The sequence below is a fragment of the Vibrio sp. S/42/10 genome (genome assembly GCF_029890535.1).
GTDB classification, from domain to species: Bacteria; Pseudomonadota; Gammaproteobacteria; order Enterobacterales; family Vibrionaceae; genus Vibrio; species Vibrio cyclitrophicus.
In genome coordinates, this window is sequence record NZ_JAKMZC010000012.1 from 133,234 (window position 1) to 151,003 (window position 17,770).

Annotated in this window: 12 protein-coding genes; 5 read left to right on the top strand and 7 right to left on the bottom strand. The window is 42.3% G+C overall.

Annotation, left to right across the window (positions count from 1 at the left end):
• Window positions 1-134: 134 nt before the first annotated feature.
• From L8S15_RS14415 to L8S15_RS14440, 6 genes are all read right to left on the bottom strand, one after another.
• The gene (locus L8S15_RS14415; RefSeq protein WP_010440766.1) at window positions 135-353 is read right to left on the bottom strand and encodes a DUF2835 domain-containing protein; all 219 of its coding nucleotides are present in this window, start codon (window positions 351-353) and stop codon (window positions 135-137) included.
• 243 nt (window positions 354-596) lie between these two features.
• Window positions 597-3,203, bottom strand: coding sequence for an aminopeptidase N (pepN, locus tag L8S15_RS14420; RefSeq protein WP_016792149.1), 2,607 nt, complete (start codon window positions 3,201-3,203; stop codon window positions 597-599).
• A gap of 217 nt (window positions 3,204-3,420) precedes the next feature.
• A complete protein-coding gene (locus L8S15_RS14425; protein ID WP_010440762.1) occupies window positions 3,421-4,104 on the bottom strand; it encodes a hypothetical protein in 684 nt (227 codons plus the stop codon).
• 273 nt (window positions 4,105-4,377) lie between these two features.
• Complete coding sequence (gene prc, locus L8S15_RS14430; RefSeq protein WP_016767706.1) at window positions 4,378-6,372, bottom strand: carboxy terminal-processing peptidase; 1,995 nt, start codon at window positions 6,370-6,372, stop codon at window positions 4,378-4,380.
• A 17-nt stretch (window positions 6,373-6,389) separates the two neighbouring features.
• Complete coding sequence (gene proQ / locus L8S15_RS14435; RefSeq protein ID WP_010440758.1) at window positions 6,390-7,013, bottom strand: RNA chaperone ProQ; 624 nt, start codon at window positions 7,011-7,013, stop codon at window positions 6,390-6,392.
• 97 nt (window positions 7,014-7,110) lie between these two features.
• Window positions 7,111-7,602, bottom strand: coding sequence for a GAF domain-containing protein (locus L8S15_RS14440; RefSeq protein WP_010440756.1), 492 nt, complete (start codon window positions 7,600-7,602; stop codon window positions 7,111-7,113).
• Between the two features lie 89 nt (window positions 7,603-7,691).
• On the opposite strand from L8S15_RS14440, the gene L8S15_RS14445 reads away from it, so the two are divergent.
• The 4 genes from L8S15_RS14445 (at window position 7,692) to rsmF (ending at window position 15,091) form a co-directional block, all read left to right on the top strand.
• Window positions 7,692-9,488 (top strand): ABC transporter ATP-binding protein, encoded by a 1,797-nt coding sequence (locus L8S15_RS14445; RefSeq protein ID WP_016783654.1) that lies wholly within the window; start codon window positions 7,692-7,694, stop codon window positions 9,486-9,488.
• A gap of 54 nt (window positions 9,489-9,542) precedes the next feature.
• Window positions 9,543-10,880: a paraquat-inducible protein A gene (locus tag L8S15_RS14450; protein ID WP_029189206.1), complete on the top strand. Its 1,338-nt coding sequence runs from the start codon at window positions 9,543-9,545 to the stop codon at window positions 10,878-10,880.
• The gene (locus L8S15_RS14455) at window positions 10,867-13,524 is read left to right on the top strand and encodes an MlaD family protein (RefSeq protein ID WP_010440750.1); all 2,658 of its coding nucleotides are present in this window, start codon (window positions 10,867-10,869) and stop codon (window positions 13,522-13,524) included. The genes L8S15_RS14450 and L8S15_RS14455 overlap by 14 nt, the downstream gene beginning before the upstream one ends.
• Window positions 13,525-13,669: 145 nt before the next feature.
• Window positions 13,670-15,091 carry a 16S rRNA (cytosine(1407)-C(5))-methyltransferase RsmF gene (gene rsmF, locus L8S15_RS14460; protein WP_016792148.1) on the top strand — a complete coding sequence of 474 codons (1,422 nt, stop codon included), beginning with the start codon at window positions 13,670-13,672 and terminating at the stop codon, window positions 15,089-15,091.
• Window positions 15,092-15,432: 341 nt separating this feature from the next.
• Here the strand turns inward: rsmF and L8S15_RS14465 are convergent, their stop codons facing one another.
• Window positions 15,433-16,341, bottom strand: coding sequence for a S1-like domain-containing RNA-binding protein (locus L8S15_RS14465; protein ID WP_016767702.1), 909 nt, complete (start codon window positions 16,339-16,341; stop codon window positions 15,433-15,435).
• Between the two features lie 28 nt (window positions 16,342-16,369).
• Here L8S15_RS14465 and L8S15_RS14470 point away from each other — a divergent pair, with 28 nt between their 5' ends.
• Window positions 16,370-17,725 (top strand): hypothetical protein, encoded by a 1,356-nt coding sequence (locus L8S15_RS14470; protein WP_010440743.1) that lies wholly within the window; start codon window positions 16,370-16,372, stop codon window positions 17,723-17,725.
• The last annotated feature ends 45 nt before the right edge of the window (window positions 17,726-17,770 follow it).

The following is a 17,770-nucleotide window of genomic DNA, read 5'->3' on the forward strand; positions in this document are numbered from 1 at the left end:
GTTAAGTAAAGGTAATGCATTCATTTATTGTAAAAGCATTATTGAAAAATAGTTAATTGTTTTGGAGGTGGTAGGAGGTGAAATGTTTGATTATGTGATTAAGATTCCTTTTAACTCACTAGGCATGCCAAGCTTTACAGAGCTTCTAACTTAATAAACTTATTTTTTTGGTCAGTTGTCAGTCTAAACCGCCCTCTAACACCTATTTGTGTAAGAAATGGTCTGAATCGAGTTGCAGGTAACTGTAGACGTAAACCTGTCGTTGTTATCACTTGAACTTTGCTTGCCGCCCCAGAATAACTCACCAAGAATTGCTGATACGAAATGTTAAGTTGGAAAATATAGTGATTCATACGATACCTGTATAAATATACAGTGCCGGTGTTTTTTGGCACAAATGGGTTAAAATTAGCAAAGTGTTAGCGCTTATAGCTATGTTCGCACATGCCTATGTTCGTATACGTCTATGGTCCATATACTATGTTTAAGATTTAAAACGACATTTAGGCCTCTAACAAACTGAGTAACATTGAAAGCAAAAAATCAGTGACAGATTCCTCTGTCACTGATTTAGTTTACCTGTTTTATCGCTTAACTTAAGCCTCTAGTGCTTTATTCACTTTTTCAAACAGATCTTTAGCTAAGTTATCCATGTTCTTGAGCGTCTCAAGTTCTTTTATGATCAAAGCTTGACGCTCATCGTCGTATTTACGGAACTTAAGCAGTGGGTCTATTAAACGCGACGCCACTTGCGGGTTGCTGCTGTTAAGCTCGCGTAAGATTTCACCAGCAAACGCATAACCTTGACCTGACTTGTCATGGAATTGAACCGGGTTCATATTTAGGAATGAGCCAACCAAATTACGGGTACGGTTCGGGTTCTTCAAACTGAACGCTTGGTGCGACATCGACGCTTTGATCACGTCAAGCGCGCTTGCACTTGGGTTTGTACCTTGCAAGGCAAACCATTTGTCCATAACAAGGCCATCGTGTTTCCACTTGTCACTGTAATCTGCCATCAAGGTTTCACGACATGCTAGCTGTGCACTGTTGGCCGCCCCCATTGCAGCCATAGTATCTGTCATGTTGTTTGCCTGTTGATACATAGTCACAACCAAATCATTACCCTGTTCAGTATGAGCTAAGTAACTTAGGCAAACTTTACGCAGAGTACGCTTACCAATCGAATCATGATCAATTGTGTATTCAGTTAATGCATGACTGTGATAAACCGCAGACAGTTCATCTTCCAACTCTTTCGCTAATGTCACTTTCATCGCATTTAATACCGACGCAACTGCATCGATATCGACGCGATCATACCAACCAGAAACTTCGTTGTGACTTGGCAATGAAAGCATCTCTGCAATAAATGCAGGCTCCAATGAGTCACTAAGCAATACTCCACGGAACGCATCTACAACAGAAATTGAAAGTTCAAACTCTTCACCTTGTTGAACTCTTTCAACGTTACTGCGGATGTACTTAGCCAGTAGCATTTGACCCGCATCCCAACGAGAAAACTCGTTGCGAGCATTAACCATCAAGAAGATCAGCTCTTCATCTGAGTAATCGTACTCAAGTTTCACTGGTGCAGAGAATTCACGAAGTAATGATGGGATCGGTTGCTCAGAAACGTTTTCAAACACGAAAGTCTGTTCCGCCTCTTTCACATCTAGCACATTGTGAACTGACTTTCCGTTACGTTGTAACTCAATCACATTACCCGTAGCTGTGTACAGTTCTATATCAAAAGGAATATGTAGAGCTTGCTTTTCCGTTTGCTCATGAGTTGGAGCCGTTACTTGTCGAGTTGTTAACGTGTACTGTTTCTTCTCTGCATCGTAATGGCTTTCAACCGAAAGTGTCGGCGTACCTGATTGGCTATACCATAAACGGAACTGAGACAGATCAACACCCGATGCATCTTCCATTGCCGCTACGAAGTCTTCACACGTTGCTGCCGTGCCATCGTGACGTTCAAAGTACAACTTCATGCCTTTTTGGAAACCTTCCTCACCCAACAATGTGTGGATCATTCGGATCACTTCACTGCCCTTTTCGTATACCGTTAATGTGTAGAAGTTATTCATTTCTATCACTTTTTCTGGGCGAATTGGGTGAGACATTGGACTCGCATCTTCAGCGAATTGTGGCCCGCGGATAATACGAACATTGTTGATACGATTTACTGCGCGAGAGCCAAGATCAGAAGAGAACTCCTGGTCACGAAACACCGTTAAACCTTCTTTCAAGCTTAACTGGAACCAATCACGACAAGTAACTCGGTTACCCGTCCAGTTATGGAAGTATTCATGACCGATTACTGCTTCAATACCAAGGTAGTCTGTATCTGTTGCTGTTTGGTCATTAGCTAAAACGAACTTAGAGTTGAATACGTTCAAGCCTTTGTTTTCCATCGCACCCATATTGAAGAAATCAACGGCTACGATCATGTAGATGTCTAAGTCATACTCAAGATTGAAACGCTCTTCGTCCCACTTCATGGAGTTAATCAAAGAAACCATCGCGTGGTTTGCGCGGTCTAGATTGCCTTTGTCGACAAAGATTTCTAAATCAACATTACGACCAGATTTTGTGGTGTATGCGTCACGAAGTACATCGAAGTCACCCGCAACTAAAGCAAACAAGTACGCTGGTTTTGGATGTGGGTCTTGCCATTTCACCCAGTGACGACCATTTTCAGCTTCGCCTTGATCTACTCGGTTACCGTTACTGAGTAAGAATGGATTCTCTGCTTTGTCCGCAATGACAGTTGTCGTGAACTTAGCCAGAACATCTGGGCGATCCATGTAGTAAGTAATACGACGGAAACCTTCAGCTTCACATTGAGTGCAGAAAGCACCACCCGATTTGTATAGGCCTTCAAGCGCACTGTTCCCCTCAGGGTTCACCTCAGTCACGATGGTCAACGTAAAGTCTTTCGGTAAAGCGTTCAGAATAAGCTGAGTTTCAGATAGCTCGTACTGAGTCCACTCGTTACCTTCAACTACAACAGAAACCAGCTTCAAGCCTTCACCATCAAGTACTAAGGTCGAGCTATCTCTCTCTTGCTTAACACTAGACACCGCCGTAATGATGGATGCTGAATCGTACAAATCGAAAGTAAGGTCGATTTGAGAAATAGTGTGAGATGGTGATTGATAATCTTTACGATACTTGGCTTGAGGTGTATGTGCCATGACGGGTTCCTTTTGATCGTTATACGTAATTTTTCTTAACTGTATATATCTAAAGGTTGAGCGCCAAGAACACAAGAGGAAAGTTAAAAAAAGAAGGCATTGTTGGAAAATGCCTCCATGTTTTGCTATTTTTTCAATCAAATCAGAAAGGAACGCCTAAGAAATGACCTGTACACCATATTATCAACGAACGGCGTTTTACAAATAAACCGAATACTTATCGAATACGATTGAGCACCGCAAACATATCTCCCTCTTCACCTTGAAGGGTCAACACATCGCTATTTAGTGTGTAACGCGTACCGTGTTCACCATTTTCATATAAGAGCACCAACTGATCACCCTCTGTGTAATAAACACCACGACGAACCACTTCACTGCCCACTTCATCGGATACTCGGAACATAAATACAAAGTCAGGTTGAAGTACTAAATCCATTTTTTGAATGTTACTTGCCCGCAAGTCACTACCTGAAAGTTCGGCACTTGACCAAATCCCAGCCAAGGCGTTTGGCAACGCTTTGGTAAACATAACACCATTAAGGTTCAGCATATTGTGATTACTGCTATAGGCGTAAACCTGAGGTTCTGAAGTATTCAAACCAAGGATGAGCGTATCTTCATTGGCGTTATACAAACCTTCCCAATGGTCAACGCTGTAGTCTTTCTTCTGAATATCAATGGTGAACGAGTAATTAGAATCAAGGGTCAATTTGATCGCCCTGAAATTTTCAGTGCCTTGATCTGGTTCCGGATTCATTAAATACCAATCACCAAGCAATAAAGGAAGATCAAAATGGGATAGATTACTGTCGCTTTTTGATTGTTGCGTGCTTGAAGCAACCTCGCTCCCAAAAGCAACAAAACTTACACAAGATAAAAATAGTAGAATCCATTTCATAAACGTCCCCTCGTTTTCTTTAAGCTTAGGCACGTAATGAATAGAAAGCGAAAAAATACGATCCAAGTCACTAAATTTTAAATGCGAAGTAACTTAAATGTCATTATTAAACGCAAAATAGAGCTAGATACCCTGAATATTGGATGTGTTTTGCGTCGATCCCGACCGATACGGTCAAATATTTCTGTCAAATATTAGGTATAAAAAAAGCGAGCCTAAGCTCGCTTTTTAAATTATGTATCTTTAAACAATCACCTTTGATAGGTAACTGCTCTACTTTTTGATCATATCCAGCATGATAGCAACAGACTCATCAAGGTAAGCATCGGGAGCTTCGTAGTCTTTAGGAATATCATCCAACGTTTTAAAAGCTTCTTGCTTAGCAGCCTTTTGACGTTGATTAATACGTTCTAAGCGGAGTACATCTGCTTCATCGCTTTCTTGCTGACGAATCTTTTCATTAAGAGAAAGGTCGTTATCATCTTTATCTGCTTTATACTTTTCAATATCTTGTGCAATAAAGCCAAACTCCATGTCAGTCGCGATACGAGCTTGGTGTTGAGCGGTTAAAGCTGCAACTTTTTCATCGTTACGCTGTAACACTGAGTAATTCGCTTTATCGATACTATCCCAAGGCAGAGCGTTATCTTCAACACTTTCCCCAGTATCTGCCGGGTCAATTGGCGTTGGGTAAGCAATATCAGGCACTACACCTTTGTTTTGCGTACTGCCACCATTGATTCGGTAGAATTTCTGGATTGTGTATTGAACGTAACCCAACTCTTTATCGAACAAATCATAAATATGATTCAAAGAGCGATGCTGTTGCACCGTACCTTTACCGAAAGAGTTTTCACCCAAAATGATTGCACGACCGTAATCTTGCATCGCGGCTGCAAAGATTTCAGATGCTGAAGCACTATAGCGATTCACCAATACCGTCAACGGACCTTGGTAACTGATTTGACCATCAGTATCGCTGTTCACTTTAACACGACCGTAGCTATCACGAACCTGGACAACGGGGCCCTCTTTGATAAACAACCCAGAAAGTTCGGTTGCTTCAGTGAGTGCACCACCACCATTATTTCGAAGATCGACAATGATACCATCGACACCTTGCTCTTTAAGTTCGGTGATCAGTTTATCGGTATCTTTAGATAGACCAACATAGAAACTTGGTACTTCGAGTACACCAATCTTCTTGCCATCTTTCTCGATGACTTCTGATTTAACAGCTCGGTCTTCTAAACGAATCTTATCGCGTACAATTGTGACAACGTGACTTTTTGCATCTTTACCATCAGGCAAAATCTGTAGCTTAACTTTGGTCCCTTTCGGGCCTTTAATCAATTGCACTACATCGTCTAAACGCCAGCCGATAACATCTACTATCTCTTCGCCATCTTGACCAACACCAACAATACGATCGCCATCACTTAGTTGTTTGCTATTTGACGCTGGGCCACCAGCAACTAATGAGCGAATAATGGTGTAATCATCTGTCATCTGAAGCACAGCGCCAATACCTTCTAAAGATAGGTTCATCTCAGATTGGAATTGCTCTGCATTTCTTGGAGAAAGGTAACTGGTGTGCGGATCAACTTCACGCGCGAATGCGTTCATGTAGATTTGAAAAGCATCTTCATTGTGCGATTGCGTAATACGCTTCATCGCATTGTTGTAACGCTTTTCCAAAACTTCTTGAATCTCTGGCCACTCTTTACCAGTGAGTTTTAGATTCAACGCATCGTATTTAACGCGTTTTCTCCAAAGCTCATTCACTTCAGCGATATCTTTTGGCCATTCAGCTTCACTACGATTGAGTTCAATACTTTCATCGGTATCAAACTTAATCTCTGTATCAAGCAAAGACAATGCATATTGAAAACGTTCAAAACGCTTCTGCATAGACAAATTATAAACATCAAATGCAATCTGGTTATTGCCTGCTTTCAACTGATCATCAATTTGTATGGATGAAGCAGCGAAAGAGTCAATATCAGCTTGAGTGAAGATATTACGATTATAATCCAGCATCTCTAAGTAACGATTAAAGATAGCTTGAGAGAAATCATCGTTGAGATTGAAGTGTTTATAGTGAGAACGAGTAAATCGAGAAGTAACACGTTTACTAGCAGTTTCGTGTTGGACCTCAGGAGCGAGTAGAGGTAAATCGTCCTGATCTAATTTGGCTTCGAGAGCCTGAGCTGAAGCTGCTAGCCAAAAGCTAGCAGCAATCAGTGTCAATTTTGAACGGCATTTCATGCGTAGGAGTATCTCCTTTAAGCGCGCAAGTGCTCCGCTTTAACAACCATTTGTAGGCCGTTTGCTAACTGAACACGCACATCTTCCTTATTGATTTCAACAATGGTCGCAGCCATGTTTCCTTTACCCATGTTCACATTTACTTCGTTGCCAGCGACAAATTCGTCAGCGTTCAAAGCGCGTGTTTCAACAGGCTTTTCTACTTTTGGAGCTTTAGGCGCTTGACGACGAGGCTGTTGAGCTTTCTTCGCCTTAGGTTTCGCTTTGCCTTCTTCACGAGCTTTCTGTGCTTGTTCTTTACGACGAGCTTGCACTTTAGCTTTGCTTTCTGCAAGTGTAGCTTTAGCGTGCTCTACATGCTCTTCTTCTAATGTGCCACACGCGTTGCCGTCTAGGTCAACACGATCTGCGCCAGCTTTTACGCCGTGCAGATAACGCCATGATGATGTGTACTGTCTTAACGCTGCACGAAGCTGAGTCTTACTGACTTTTTCGTCTTCATTTAGACGTTCAGCAAGATCTTGAAAAATACCAATTTTAAGTGGTTTTGCTTCACCTTCTAGAGTAAAGCATTTAGGGAAACATTCAGCAATATATGCGATAACTTCTTTGCTGTTTTTTAACTTTTCAGTGTTTTCCATGTGGGTTCCTGGTTTTTGCGGTTTTCCGCGAGCATTAAGAAAATATTTTTACGTATTATAGAGAGATGCTTGGGAAAAACCACAGTAAGAGAATAATTTATGCCTTGTTCGCGTGCGAATTAAGCAGCTTTTCCACTTCTGCCATGAAAAATGTCAATCCGTCTTCGTCTATTTGCGAAAAACGACCAACATTTGGGCTATCTATATCAAGAACGCCCGCTACTTTTCCGTCAATTGAGAACGGAATAACGATTTCTGAGTTACTCGCAGCATCACAAGCGATGTGACCTTCAAACTCATGAACATCATGAATGCGTTGAACTGTATTCGTCGCAACCGCAGTTCCACACACACCACGCCCTACAGGAATTCGCACACAAGCAGGTTGACCTTGAAAAGGACCAAGTACTAGTTCGTCTTTTTCCTTAGCTTGGTCTTGCTTTATTAAATAGAAACCCGCCCAGTTCAATTCATCCAATTCCATAAACAACAGTGAACTTATATTAGCTAGATTAGCAGTTAGATCGGTTTCTGATTCAATTAATGCAACAGCTTGTTTGGTTAAGCGTTGGTAATGTTCTATTTTCATATTAGCTTCCAATTAAATTGAGACTTCCATTATCAAGAGAACGCAGTAAAATGCGGCCATCAAACTAAATAGGACTTATTCTCATTACAATGAACAATTCAGAAGACACTATTAGCCGTTCTTGGTTAATAACTCAAGTAAAAAAACACAAGTCCAAATTACTGTTTGCTAACATTATTGCCATTTTTGCAACTCTCATTAGTGTCCCTATCCCGTTGCTGATGCCACTAATGGTTGATGAAGTTTTACTTGATAAGCCGGCCTCTGGCTTAGAAATGATGAATCACCTGCTTCCATCATCGTTACAAACACCCACAGGTTACATTGCGCTAACTTTGCTGTTAGTCATCCTCATGCGAACGACCAGTCAAGCATTGAATATTCTGCAGGGACGTCAGTTTACGCTTGTATCCAAAACAATCACCTACCAAATGCGTAGTAAGATGATAGATAAGCTTGGGCGAATCAGTATTCGACAATACGAGACCAAAGGCAGCGGAGGTATTAATGCTCACCTAATTACAGACATAGAGACCATTGATAAGTTCATTGGTTCTACCCTATCTAAATTTATCATCAGCTTTTTAACTGTGCTCGGAACGGCGATCGTTCTACTGTGGTTAGAATGGCGACTAGGTCTCTTTATCTTACTGGTCAATCCTGTTGTTATTTATTTTTCTCGTAAACTAGGCAGCAAGGTAAAACACCTTAAGAAGTATGAAAATCAGTCTTTCGAACATTTTCAAAACCGCTTAGTAGAAACCTTAGATGGCATTTATCAGCTACGAGCAGCCAATAAAGAACGAATTTTCCTAGATGAACTTAAGGTCCAAGCGAACCAAGTAAGAATCGATGCCGACAAGTACGCATGGCAATCTGAAGCTGCAGGTCGTGTTTCATTTTTGCTGTTTTTACTAGGCTTCGAGCTTTTCCGTGCGGTTGCGATGCTAATGGTATTGTTTAGTGACTTAACCATTGGTCAAATATTCGCGGTATTTGGTTACTTATGGTTCATGTTAGGTCCCGTCCAAGAATTGCTGGGAATTCAATTCTCTTGGTATAGCGCCAAAGCCGCATTGCAACGTATCAACGACTTACTTCAATTAGAAGAAGAAAAACGACCGATAAGTAAGATCAATCCGTTCAATGAAGATAAAGAAGTGACAGTAGACATAGACAACGTTACATTTTCTTACACATCAGAAAACACTGTTTTAAATAAACTATCGCTGCATATTCCAGCAGGTAAAAAAGTCGCTTTAGTCGGCGCTAGTGGTGGTGGAAAATCAACACTGATCCAACTGCTCATTGGGGTTTATCAGGCAGATTCAGGTTGTATACGCTTTAACGATGAAACCACCGATGACATTAGCTTTGACGTAATTCGAAGTCAAATTGCCGTTGTTTTACAACAACCTATACTCTTTAACGATACATTGAGGCATAATCTGACCCTTGGAGCCGAATACGATGAAATGTCGTTATGGCGATCTCTAGAAGTTGCTCAAATGCAAGACGTGATCAAGCAACTGAGTAATGGTCTTGATACTCAAATAGGCCGAAATGGCGTTCGCTTATCTGGCGGTCAAAGACAACGCCTAGCCATTGCCCGCATGGTGTTGAGTAATCCGAAGTTTGTTATTCTTGATGAAGCAACATCGGCATTAGATACTGCAACAGAGGCGGCACTACACAAAGCATTAAGCGAATTTTTGAAAGATCGCACAACTTTGATTGTGGCTCATCGATTATCAGCGGTGAAACAGGCCGATCTAATCTATGTTTTAGAAGACGGGCAAGTGACACAAACGGGAACACATGGTGAATTGGTTGAACAGCAAGGACTATATCAAACACTCTATGGCAGTGTGCAATCGCACGCCTGATGTATGTTGTTCCGAGCGTTTAAGTGAGATAAAAAGCCTGGCTTACGTTTCAACTTGGGAGGTCGCGTGACCTCCCCATCATTAACTACCCCTTTATCAACTCAACACCAGTTGTCAACTAAATCTCCGTTAACAGCTGAATCTTCGTTAACAACCGAGCACCAGTGCGACAGCAGCTCCGTACGTCTTTGTCAGGGTTGCGAACTCCCGGTTGATAAAATGGACATCCCACACGGCAAATCCGCGTATTGCCCTAGATGTGGCACCCAACTTTATCGAGGTGGTACACCGAGTCTTTCCGGAAATCTAGCAATCGCCATCACTTGTCTGTTGCTGTTTATCCCTTCTCACTTTTTTGAATTCATTAGTATCCGTCTGATTGGGGTGATGATTCCAGCTACATTGCCATCCGGTGTATTTACGTTAATGGGAGAAGGCTTCCCACTACTTGGTTTACTAATATTATTCTGTAGCTCAATAGCACCGTTACTGGTGTGCAGTTCTGTACTCATCACCCATGTATCACTACGTTTTAAGATTTTTGTGCCATTTCGCTATTCGCTAGCGATTATCCAAACCCTTAAACACTGGATGATGTTAGACGTATTCTTGGTAAGCGTCGCGATTTCCTGTTTCAAACTACAAGATTACTCTGACATTTTTGTCGGCCCAGGATTGATAGGTTTAATTCTATTGCAGTTGTGTAGCGTGTTACTGGTAAGTCGTATTAGTGTGAGACGTTATTGGGAAGCATGGGCCAAAGAGTCAGACTACGCGTTCGCCGAGAGTAAGAACGTTCATTGTCATAACTGCCACCTATCTCAACCTGATGGACATGCTTGTGTGCGTTGTCATCATGAGTTGTATCACCGTAAGCCCTACTCTGTACAAAAGACGTGGGCGTTGTTGTTTGCAGCGACCGTCGCCATCATACCGGCAAACGTCATTCCAATATCGATCCTGATTACCAACGGACAAAGACTGGAAGATACGATTCTCTCAGGCGTTGCTTCACTAATTAATAGCGATATGTATGGCATTGCAGTGATCATTTTTGTTGCCAGTATTGTCGTGCCTGTGGCAAAAATTCTTGGCCTTGCTTACATCCTAATTTGTATTCAAACGAAGCGCGCGGTCTACCACAGACAACGTATGACCATCTACTTTATTGTTAAATGGGTGGGGAAATGGTCCGTAATGGATCTGTTCGTTATTTCGATCATGATGACCTTGGTCGACCGTGGGCAAATTTTAAATTTTACACCAGGTTATGGTGCTGTGGCTTTTGGCGTCGTGGTTGTTCTCACGATGTTGGCAGCTGAAAGCTTAGATCCTAGGCTAATTTGGGATAACTACACCTCTAAAGATGAGTCAGTGAATGAACAACAATAACCAATCACAAACGTCATATTCACCAGAAGTCAGGAAAAACAAGGGCATCTCGCCTTTGTGGATTCTTCCTATTTTGACTGTCGTGCTCGCCGGTTGGCTGGTAATGAAGTCAATACACGATGCTGGTCAACGTGTGCAAATCTACTTCTCAGACGCTGCGGGGTTAGTCGCAGGACGCACAACCATTCGATACCAAGGCTTAGAGGTCGGTATGGTTCGTGACATCACATTATCTAAAGACCTATCTAATATTTACGTTGATGCTGATATCTACCCTGAAGCTAAAAAGTTACTGTCGAAAGGCACGCGCTTTTGGTTAGTGAAACCAACGGCGAGCTTATCCGGTATCTCTGGGTTAGATGCGCTGGTGTCCGGTAACTATATTGCGATTCACCCAAGTGAAACCAAAGAAGAACCTGAAACCGTATTTCATGCATTGGAGTCATCCCCTTCCGATCTCTTGGCGTCTGAGGGGCTTAACATCTCTCTTACAACTAAAGATCTCGGCGGCGTGTCTATTGGTTCTCAAATAGTCTATCGCAAGATTCCAATTGGTGAAGTCTACAATTACCAGCTCAACGACAACGCGAAATCAGTGACAATTCAAGCTGCAATTAAAGATGAATATAGCCACATAATCACTGATCAAAGCCGTTTCTGGAATGTAAGTGGCTTGGGGGCGAGTATTGGTTTCTCTGGCGTTGATGTTCGCTTAGAAAGCTTAAGTGCTCTATTAGGAGGCTCAATTGCGGTTGATTCACCTGGAGAAGGTCAACCGGTCGAGATGAACACCAAATTCAAGCTCTACCCTGATTTGAAAACTGCGGGTCGTGGTATTTCGATCCAAATCGCCGTTCCGGACGACAACAAGATCAGTGCGACTGGCGCTCCAATCATGTATAGAGGCATTGAAATTGGACAAATCACCAACTTATCTTTGAGCGAAGGTCGCGAACACGTGATTGCTTCTGCTGCTATCCAACCTGCATTCAGTGACTTTTTAAACAGCGGCAGTAAATTCGTTCTAGAAGAAGCGGAACTGTCGCTAACAGGGATGAAAAACATCGCGAATTTGGTAACCGGCAATTTCCTTACCTTGGTACCCGGTGAAGGTGACAAGGCTCGCAAGTTTACTGCTATTCGTAAGAATGAGTTCAGTCAGGAACAAGAGAAGTCGGTCTCGATTCGTCTAACGTCGAACAATTCATTTGGTTTAGATGTTGGAACCCAGTTGTTATACAAGGGAATCGCTGTGGGCTCTATCATTAACGTAGGGTTAGTAGAAGGTGTCGGTACTGGAAGCGACAAGCACGAAGTGTTCATGGATGCTTTAATCGACAACGAATACTCTCACTTGATTAAAAGCCACAATCGATTCTTTGTTACAGGCAGCGCGACTGCAGAACTAACAGAGTCTGGATTAAGTGTAACAGTACCACCTGCTAAACAATTACTGTCAGGCTCCATCAGCTTTGTGAGCGAAGGTAAAAACCAATCTCGCACCCATTATCAACTATTTCAAAGTAAATCATTGGCAGAGATAGCAAAGTTCAATCAGACTGGTTCAAAAACATTGTCATTGTTTGCTAGTGAGTTACCTTCAATTTCCAAAGGAAGCCCACTGCTCTATCGTAATCTTCAAGTCGGCAGTATCTCAGATTTCCAACTCGCTGATGGCGGCGTAAGAATTAAAGTTACGATTGAAAACCGCTATACGCACCTAATCAACAAGCATACTGTTTTCTGGAACCGATCTGGTGTAGAAGTAGATGCGTCTTTGGCTGGGATCAGTATTAAAGCTGCACCGGTAAAAACACTGATTCAAGGTGGTATCGCCTTTGATTCGTTACCTGGAATCGACAACAAACTAGGCGACGTATGGAAATTATATAACGATTCGAAGTCAGCTCGTAAATTTGGTCGTGCCATTACGATTACTTCTGCAGGCGATCAAGAAGTCAGCAAAGGTACTACCATCAAATATCAAGGTGTCACAGTTGGTGAAGTGACCTTAGTTATTCCTAACTTTAACAAAGGTGGCATTGAGATTACGGCTCGCATTTTACCCGAGTATGTCGACAAAATTGCGGTCGCTAACAGTCATTTCTGGCTCGCAGAACCAGAGATTGGGTTGAACGGTATTAAGAACGTTTCCGCATTAATATCCAAATATATCAACGTCGAACCAGGCCAAGGTGAAAGAAAAACGAAGTTCAAACTGAGCAAAGGGCCTGTCCAGCCAGAAGGAAAGATATTCCAACTGCAAAGTGAAACACGAGGGTCTGTATCGGAAGGAACGCCTATCTTATTTCGTGAGTTAGAAATAGGTACCGTTATAGATGTCCAGCTCGGCGAATTTGCAGACCGCATTATCTCAACGATTCAAATTAAGCCTGAATTCGCATACTTGATCCGTGCAAACAGTGTATTTTGGAACGTTTCTGGTGTAGATGTTTCTATTGGCCTCACAGGTGCAAACATCAAAGCTGGGACCGTTGATAGCCTAATCAGAGGTGGGATAACTTTCTCAACGCCACCAACGAATGAACTACAACCTTTGGCAAGTGAAGACCAGTCTTTCTACTTATATCCGCAAGCGGAAGATGAATGGAAATCATGGAGAACGGCTATACCTAAGCCATAAGCCGAACTTCTGTTACGGTACATATAAATTTAACTAAAAGTGCAGCCATTGAGCTGCATTTTTATTGTTTGAAACAAATATGGTTTAGGACAATCTCATTTTGCTTTAAACTGCCCGCATTAACGCTATAAATCGAGATACCCTTTTGCACGCTAACGTATATATCCCAGAAGAATTCCTAACTCACATTAAAGGCATTATGCCAAGCCACTTGAACATGGCTTCTTTTATCGCATCTTGTCAAAAGCCACTTCGTAAAAGTATTCGAGTAAACACACTAAAGATCAGTGTCGAAGACTTTCTCGTACGTGCGAAAGATAAAGGTTGGGAACTGGAACCTGTGCCGTGGTGTGAAACGGGATTTTGGATCACCGCTAATGAAAGCGAGACGCCTTTAGGCAATACAGCTGAACACATGTCTGGCTTATTTTATATCCAAGAAGCCAGCTCTATGATGCCACCTTCTGCATTGTTTCAAAGCGAAGAAGACTATCAAGCCGTGTTAGATACAGCAGCTGCACCCGGCTCTAAAACAACGCAAATCGCGGCGCTAATGAATAATCGCGGCGTACTGGTTGCCAATGAGTACGCTGCAAGCCGAGTGAAAGTACTTCACGCTAACATCGAGCGTTGTGGCGTTCGCAATACAGCGCTGAGCAATTTTGATGGACGAGTATTCGGCGGCTGGTTACCAGAACAGTTTGATGCCGTATTACTCGACGCCCCCTGCTCTGGTGAAGGTACGATTCGTAAAGACGCGGATGCCATGAAAAACTGGACGTATCAATCAGTGGTCGATATTGCTAATACCCAGAAAGACCTGATTGAAAGTGCGTTCCACGCGCTAAAGCCTAACGGCGTATTAGTTTACTCGACTTGCACATTAAGCACAGAAGAAAACCAACAAGTATGTCATCACCTAAAAGAGACTTTTGGTGACGCAGTAGAATTTGAATCCCTTGAATCACTATTCGACAACGCAAAAGCAACCACGACGGAAGAAGGCTTTCTTCATATATTCCCACAGGTATATGACTCTGAAGGTTTCTTTGTCGCACGCATCCGTAAACTGGCATCTGTTACTCCACCAGAAGTTAAAAAACGCCTGGGTAAATTCCCATTTGAAAAAGCGTCAAAGAAAGTTCAACAAGAAGTCGCTGAACAACTGATGAGCACGCTTGATATAGAATTACCAACTGATACTCAAGTATGGATTCGCGATAAAGACGTTTGGTTGTTCCCTGAAGCATTAGAGCCAATGATTGGTGAGTTCCGCTTCTCTCGTATGGGCATCAAGATCGCTGAAACTCATAAAAAAGGCTACCGATGGCAACACCAGGTGGCGACAACACTGGCTACAGGCAACGAAACTAATATTGTAGAGCTATGTATTGAAGACGCTCGAGAATGGTTTATGGGGCGCGATGTACGTCCTGAAGGCCTATCGGGCAAAGGAGAAGTATTGGTGAAGTATAACGGCGCAATCATCGGCCTTGGAAAGTGGGTAGGTAACCGAGTTAAAAATGGCTTACCAAGAGAGCTGGTACGCGATAAAAATCTTTTCTAATCCTACAATTAAAGGCACCGCCGTCTTTTATGCGCAAAAAACAAAAAGCCCAAACAACGTGAGTTGTTTGGGCTTTTTCTATTTCACTTGAGAAACTATTAACTGTTTTATAGCAACAGTGCGATTAGCGCAAATTAAAACATTGTCAAATCAACGTTTAATTACATAACCATCAATTCAAGTCACTATTTGTGTGATGAAAAATCGCATAATGGAGAATTTAAACTAGACTTTGCTCTATTAGACACAGAACTACAACGATTAGCGTAGGCTCTTCGGAGCCCTTTCCCCTAAGCCCAAACAGGAAGGTTTGGGCTTTTTTTTACCTATAATAGTTTCGCTTATTCAGCTAAACGGATGCCTTCTTTATCGATAGCAATCTTGCCTGACTTGTACAAACCGCCGATCGTCTTTTTGAATGTGCCTTTACTGGTTCTGAATGCAGAGAAAATCGCTTCAGGTGAAGACTTGTCATTCAAAGGCAAGAAGCCACCTTTCTTCTCAAGCAAATCCAAAATCTTAGTGCTTAGATCATCCATCTTGGCCACACCGATTTTTTGAAGAGACAGATCGATTTTTCCGTCTTCTTCACGAACGTTCTTGATGTAGCCTTTCAACGTTTTACCAATGAACAACTTGCCGATGATATCTGATGGGAAGATCATGCCCCAGTGTTCACCGTTCACGATCGCTTTGTAACCAAGTTGGCTGCGCTCAGCGATGATAAGATCTACTTGCTCATTTTGCTTATAAGTCGCAGGCGTGTTGTCTAACCACTTGTTAAACTTCGTTGTACCAACAATGCGGCTAGATGCTTTATCAATATACACATATACTAAGATTGATTGACCTTCGTTTAAACGTCCGCGCTGCTCGCTGAAAGGAACCAGTAGATCTTTCCCTTTCACGCCCCAGCTCATAAATGCACCGGTACTGTTTACACCTTCAACCGTCATTAGGCCAAACTGCCCTACTTGAGCTATGGGTTTTTCAGTGGTTGCTGCGATCTGGTTGTCAGAATCAATGTATAAGAAAACATCTAACTTTTGACCAATTTCAACACCTTCAGGAGTAAACCGTTTCGGAAGCAACACAGTTCCATAGTCGCTAGCGTCAAGGAATACACCGAAGTCTGCTTGTTTTACTACTTCTAAATTGTTTATTTGACCAATATTAATCATCAAGATTGTCTCTACTTTAAATTTGGCGGTGATTATACGTGATCTCTGATATGCTTTCGCTAGTTTCATTCATATTTTTACATTCTAGGAGACATCGTTGATCACCGTTGATAAACAAGATGCGATAACACTTAAAATTAACCATGCGATGGCAAAAACAAAAAAGCTCGACATGGACGTTTATCTATTCATTCCCGGTGAACTCGGGCTGACGCCTGAAGTGCTTTCTGAAAGTGCATTTTTTTATAGCTCGATTACACAAAACCGTGCCTACTATAGTGATAAAACACTGTTACCACTCGTACACAGTCGTTTGGCAAAACGTGGACGCTTATCAACGACTCAATATCGTGTGAGTTTGAGTTTGTTCGCATATCAATACGTTATTGCTTTAGATAAAGCCGTGAGCAGCTTAAACAAGACAGATAGTGACGACGTAACGGCTGATGAGGTCGACGAAGTCATTGAGCTTGCGTTAGATATCTTGAAAAAGCTCCGCCGAAGCATTCCTTATGAAGAAAACCTCAAACGCTACTACGCAAACATTGATAACTACCTTTCTTGGTACACAGAGCAAAAGTTCTTGTCACTGGTCTCACATATGCCACGTGGCAGTGAATATTCAACCATCAAAGAACGCCTTTTAATACTATGCGAAAAAGAGACGGCTCACCGGAAGCTCAATCGCTACAACTCCACGAGAGTTCGAGAAGACGTCACTCGTTTGAGCAACAAGATGCGTTTATTGCGCCGCTTGATTGAACACCCTATCGTGCTCAAAGAAAAGACCACCTCGATGGGAAAAAACGTAAAGCGTGCAGTTAAAGGTATCGCTACCGGTTTGGTGATGGTGGTCGTGACAACAACCGTTATATTAGCTCGTGATTTCTTGGGCGAGATTACCGCTTCTTTTATCGTTTCGATGTCATTTATCTATGCGTTGCGCGAGATCTTCAAAGATGACTTAAGAGATATCCTTTGGCGCTGGCTTCGTAAGGGCAAGCCAAAATGGAAACGTCGCTACTTTGATCCGACGACCAACAAATCAGTTGGCCACAAATTAGAATGGCTGGACTACGCGAGCTTTTCTAAGCTAGCTGATCGTATTCAGTCGATCCGTAAGAAGCGCGTGGTACAGCGTGAAGAACAAATTCTGCACTATCGTTCACATACAGAAATGTCTACCTCAACCTTCATGAGTGGTTACGAAGAGACTCGTGAAACGCTTTCTATCAGCTTGAGAGCTCTAACCCGTCTAATGGATAAAGGGTCGAACAAGGTTTATCGCTTGAACGAGGGGCAAGTGAGTCGTGAATCAGTAGAAAAGCGCCATCTACTCAACTTGATCATCAAAGAGAACAATCACGACAACGAACCAACATATTACCGTTGGAAAATCGTTATGAACCGTTCAAAAATTGTTGATATTGAAGAGATTAGCCAAGAATCGTAGAACGCCGCAGTATGTGGTAATCACATACTGCGATTTTGGTTTGTT

Bases quoted from the DNA above. Each gene is read 5' to 3' on its own strand.
- L8S15_RS14465 (WP_016767702.1), bottom strand. From the start codon at position 16,341: ATGAAACTAGCGAAAGCATATCAGAGATCACGTATAATCACCGCCAAA.
- pepN (WP_016792149.1), bottom strand. From the start codon at position 3,203: ATGGCACATACACCTCAAGCCAAGTATCGTAAAGATTATCAATCACCA.
- L8S15_RS14425 (WP_010440762.1), bottom strand. From the start codon at position 4,104: ATGAAATGGATTCTACTATTTTTATCTTGTGTAAGTTTTGTTGCTTTT.
- proQ (WP_010440758.1), bottom strand. From the start codon at position 7,013: ATGGAAAACACTGAAAAGTTAAAAAACAGCAAAGAAGTTATCGCATAT.
- L8S15_RS14415 (WP_010440766.1), bottom strand. From the start codon at position 353: ATGAATCACTATATTTTCCAACTTAACATTTCGTATCAGCAATTCTTG.
- L8S15_RS14440 (WP_010440756.1), bottom strand. From the start codon at position 7,602: ATGAAAATAGAACATTACCAACGCTTAACCAAACAAGCTGTTGCATTA.
- L8S15_RS14455 (WP_010440750.1), top strand. From the start codon at position 10,867: ATGAACAACAATAACCAATCACAAACGTCATATTCACCAGAAGTCAGG.
- prc (WP_016767706.1), bottom strand. From the start codon at position 6,372: ATGAAATGCCGTTCAAAATTGACACTGATTGCTGCTAGCTTTTGGCTA.
- L8S15_RS14445 (WP_016783654.1), top strand. From the start codon at position 7,692: ATGAACAATTCAGAAGACACTATTAGCCGTTCTTGGTTAATAACTCAA.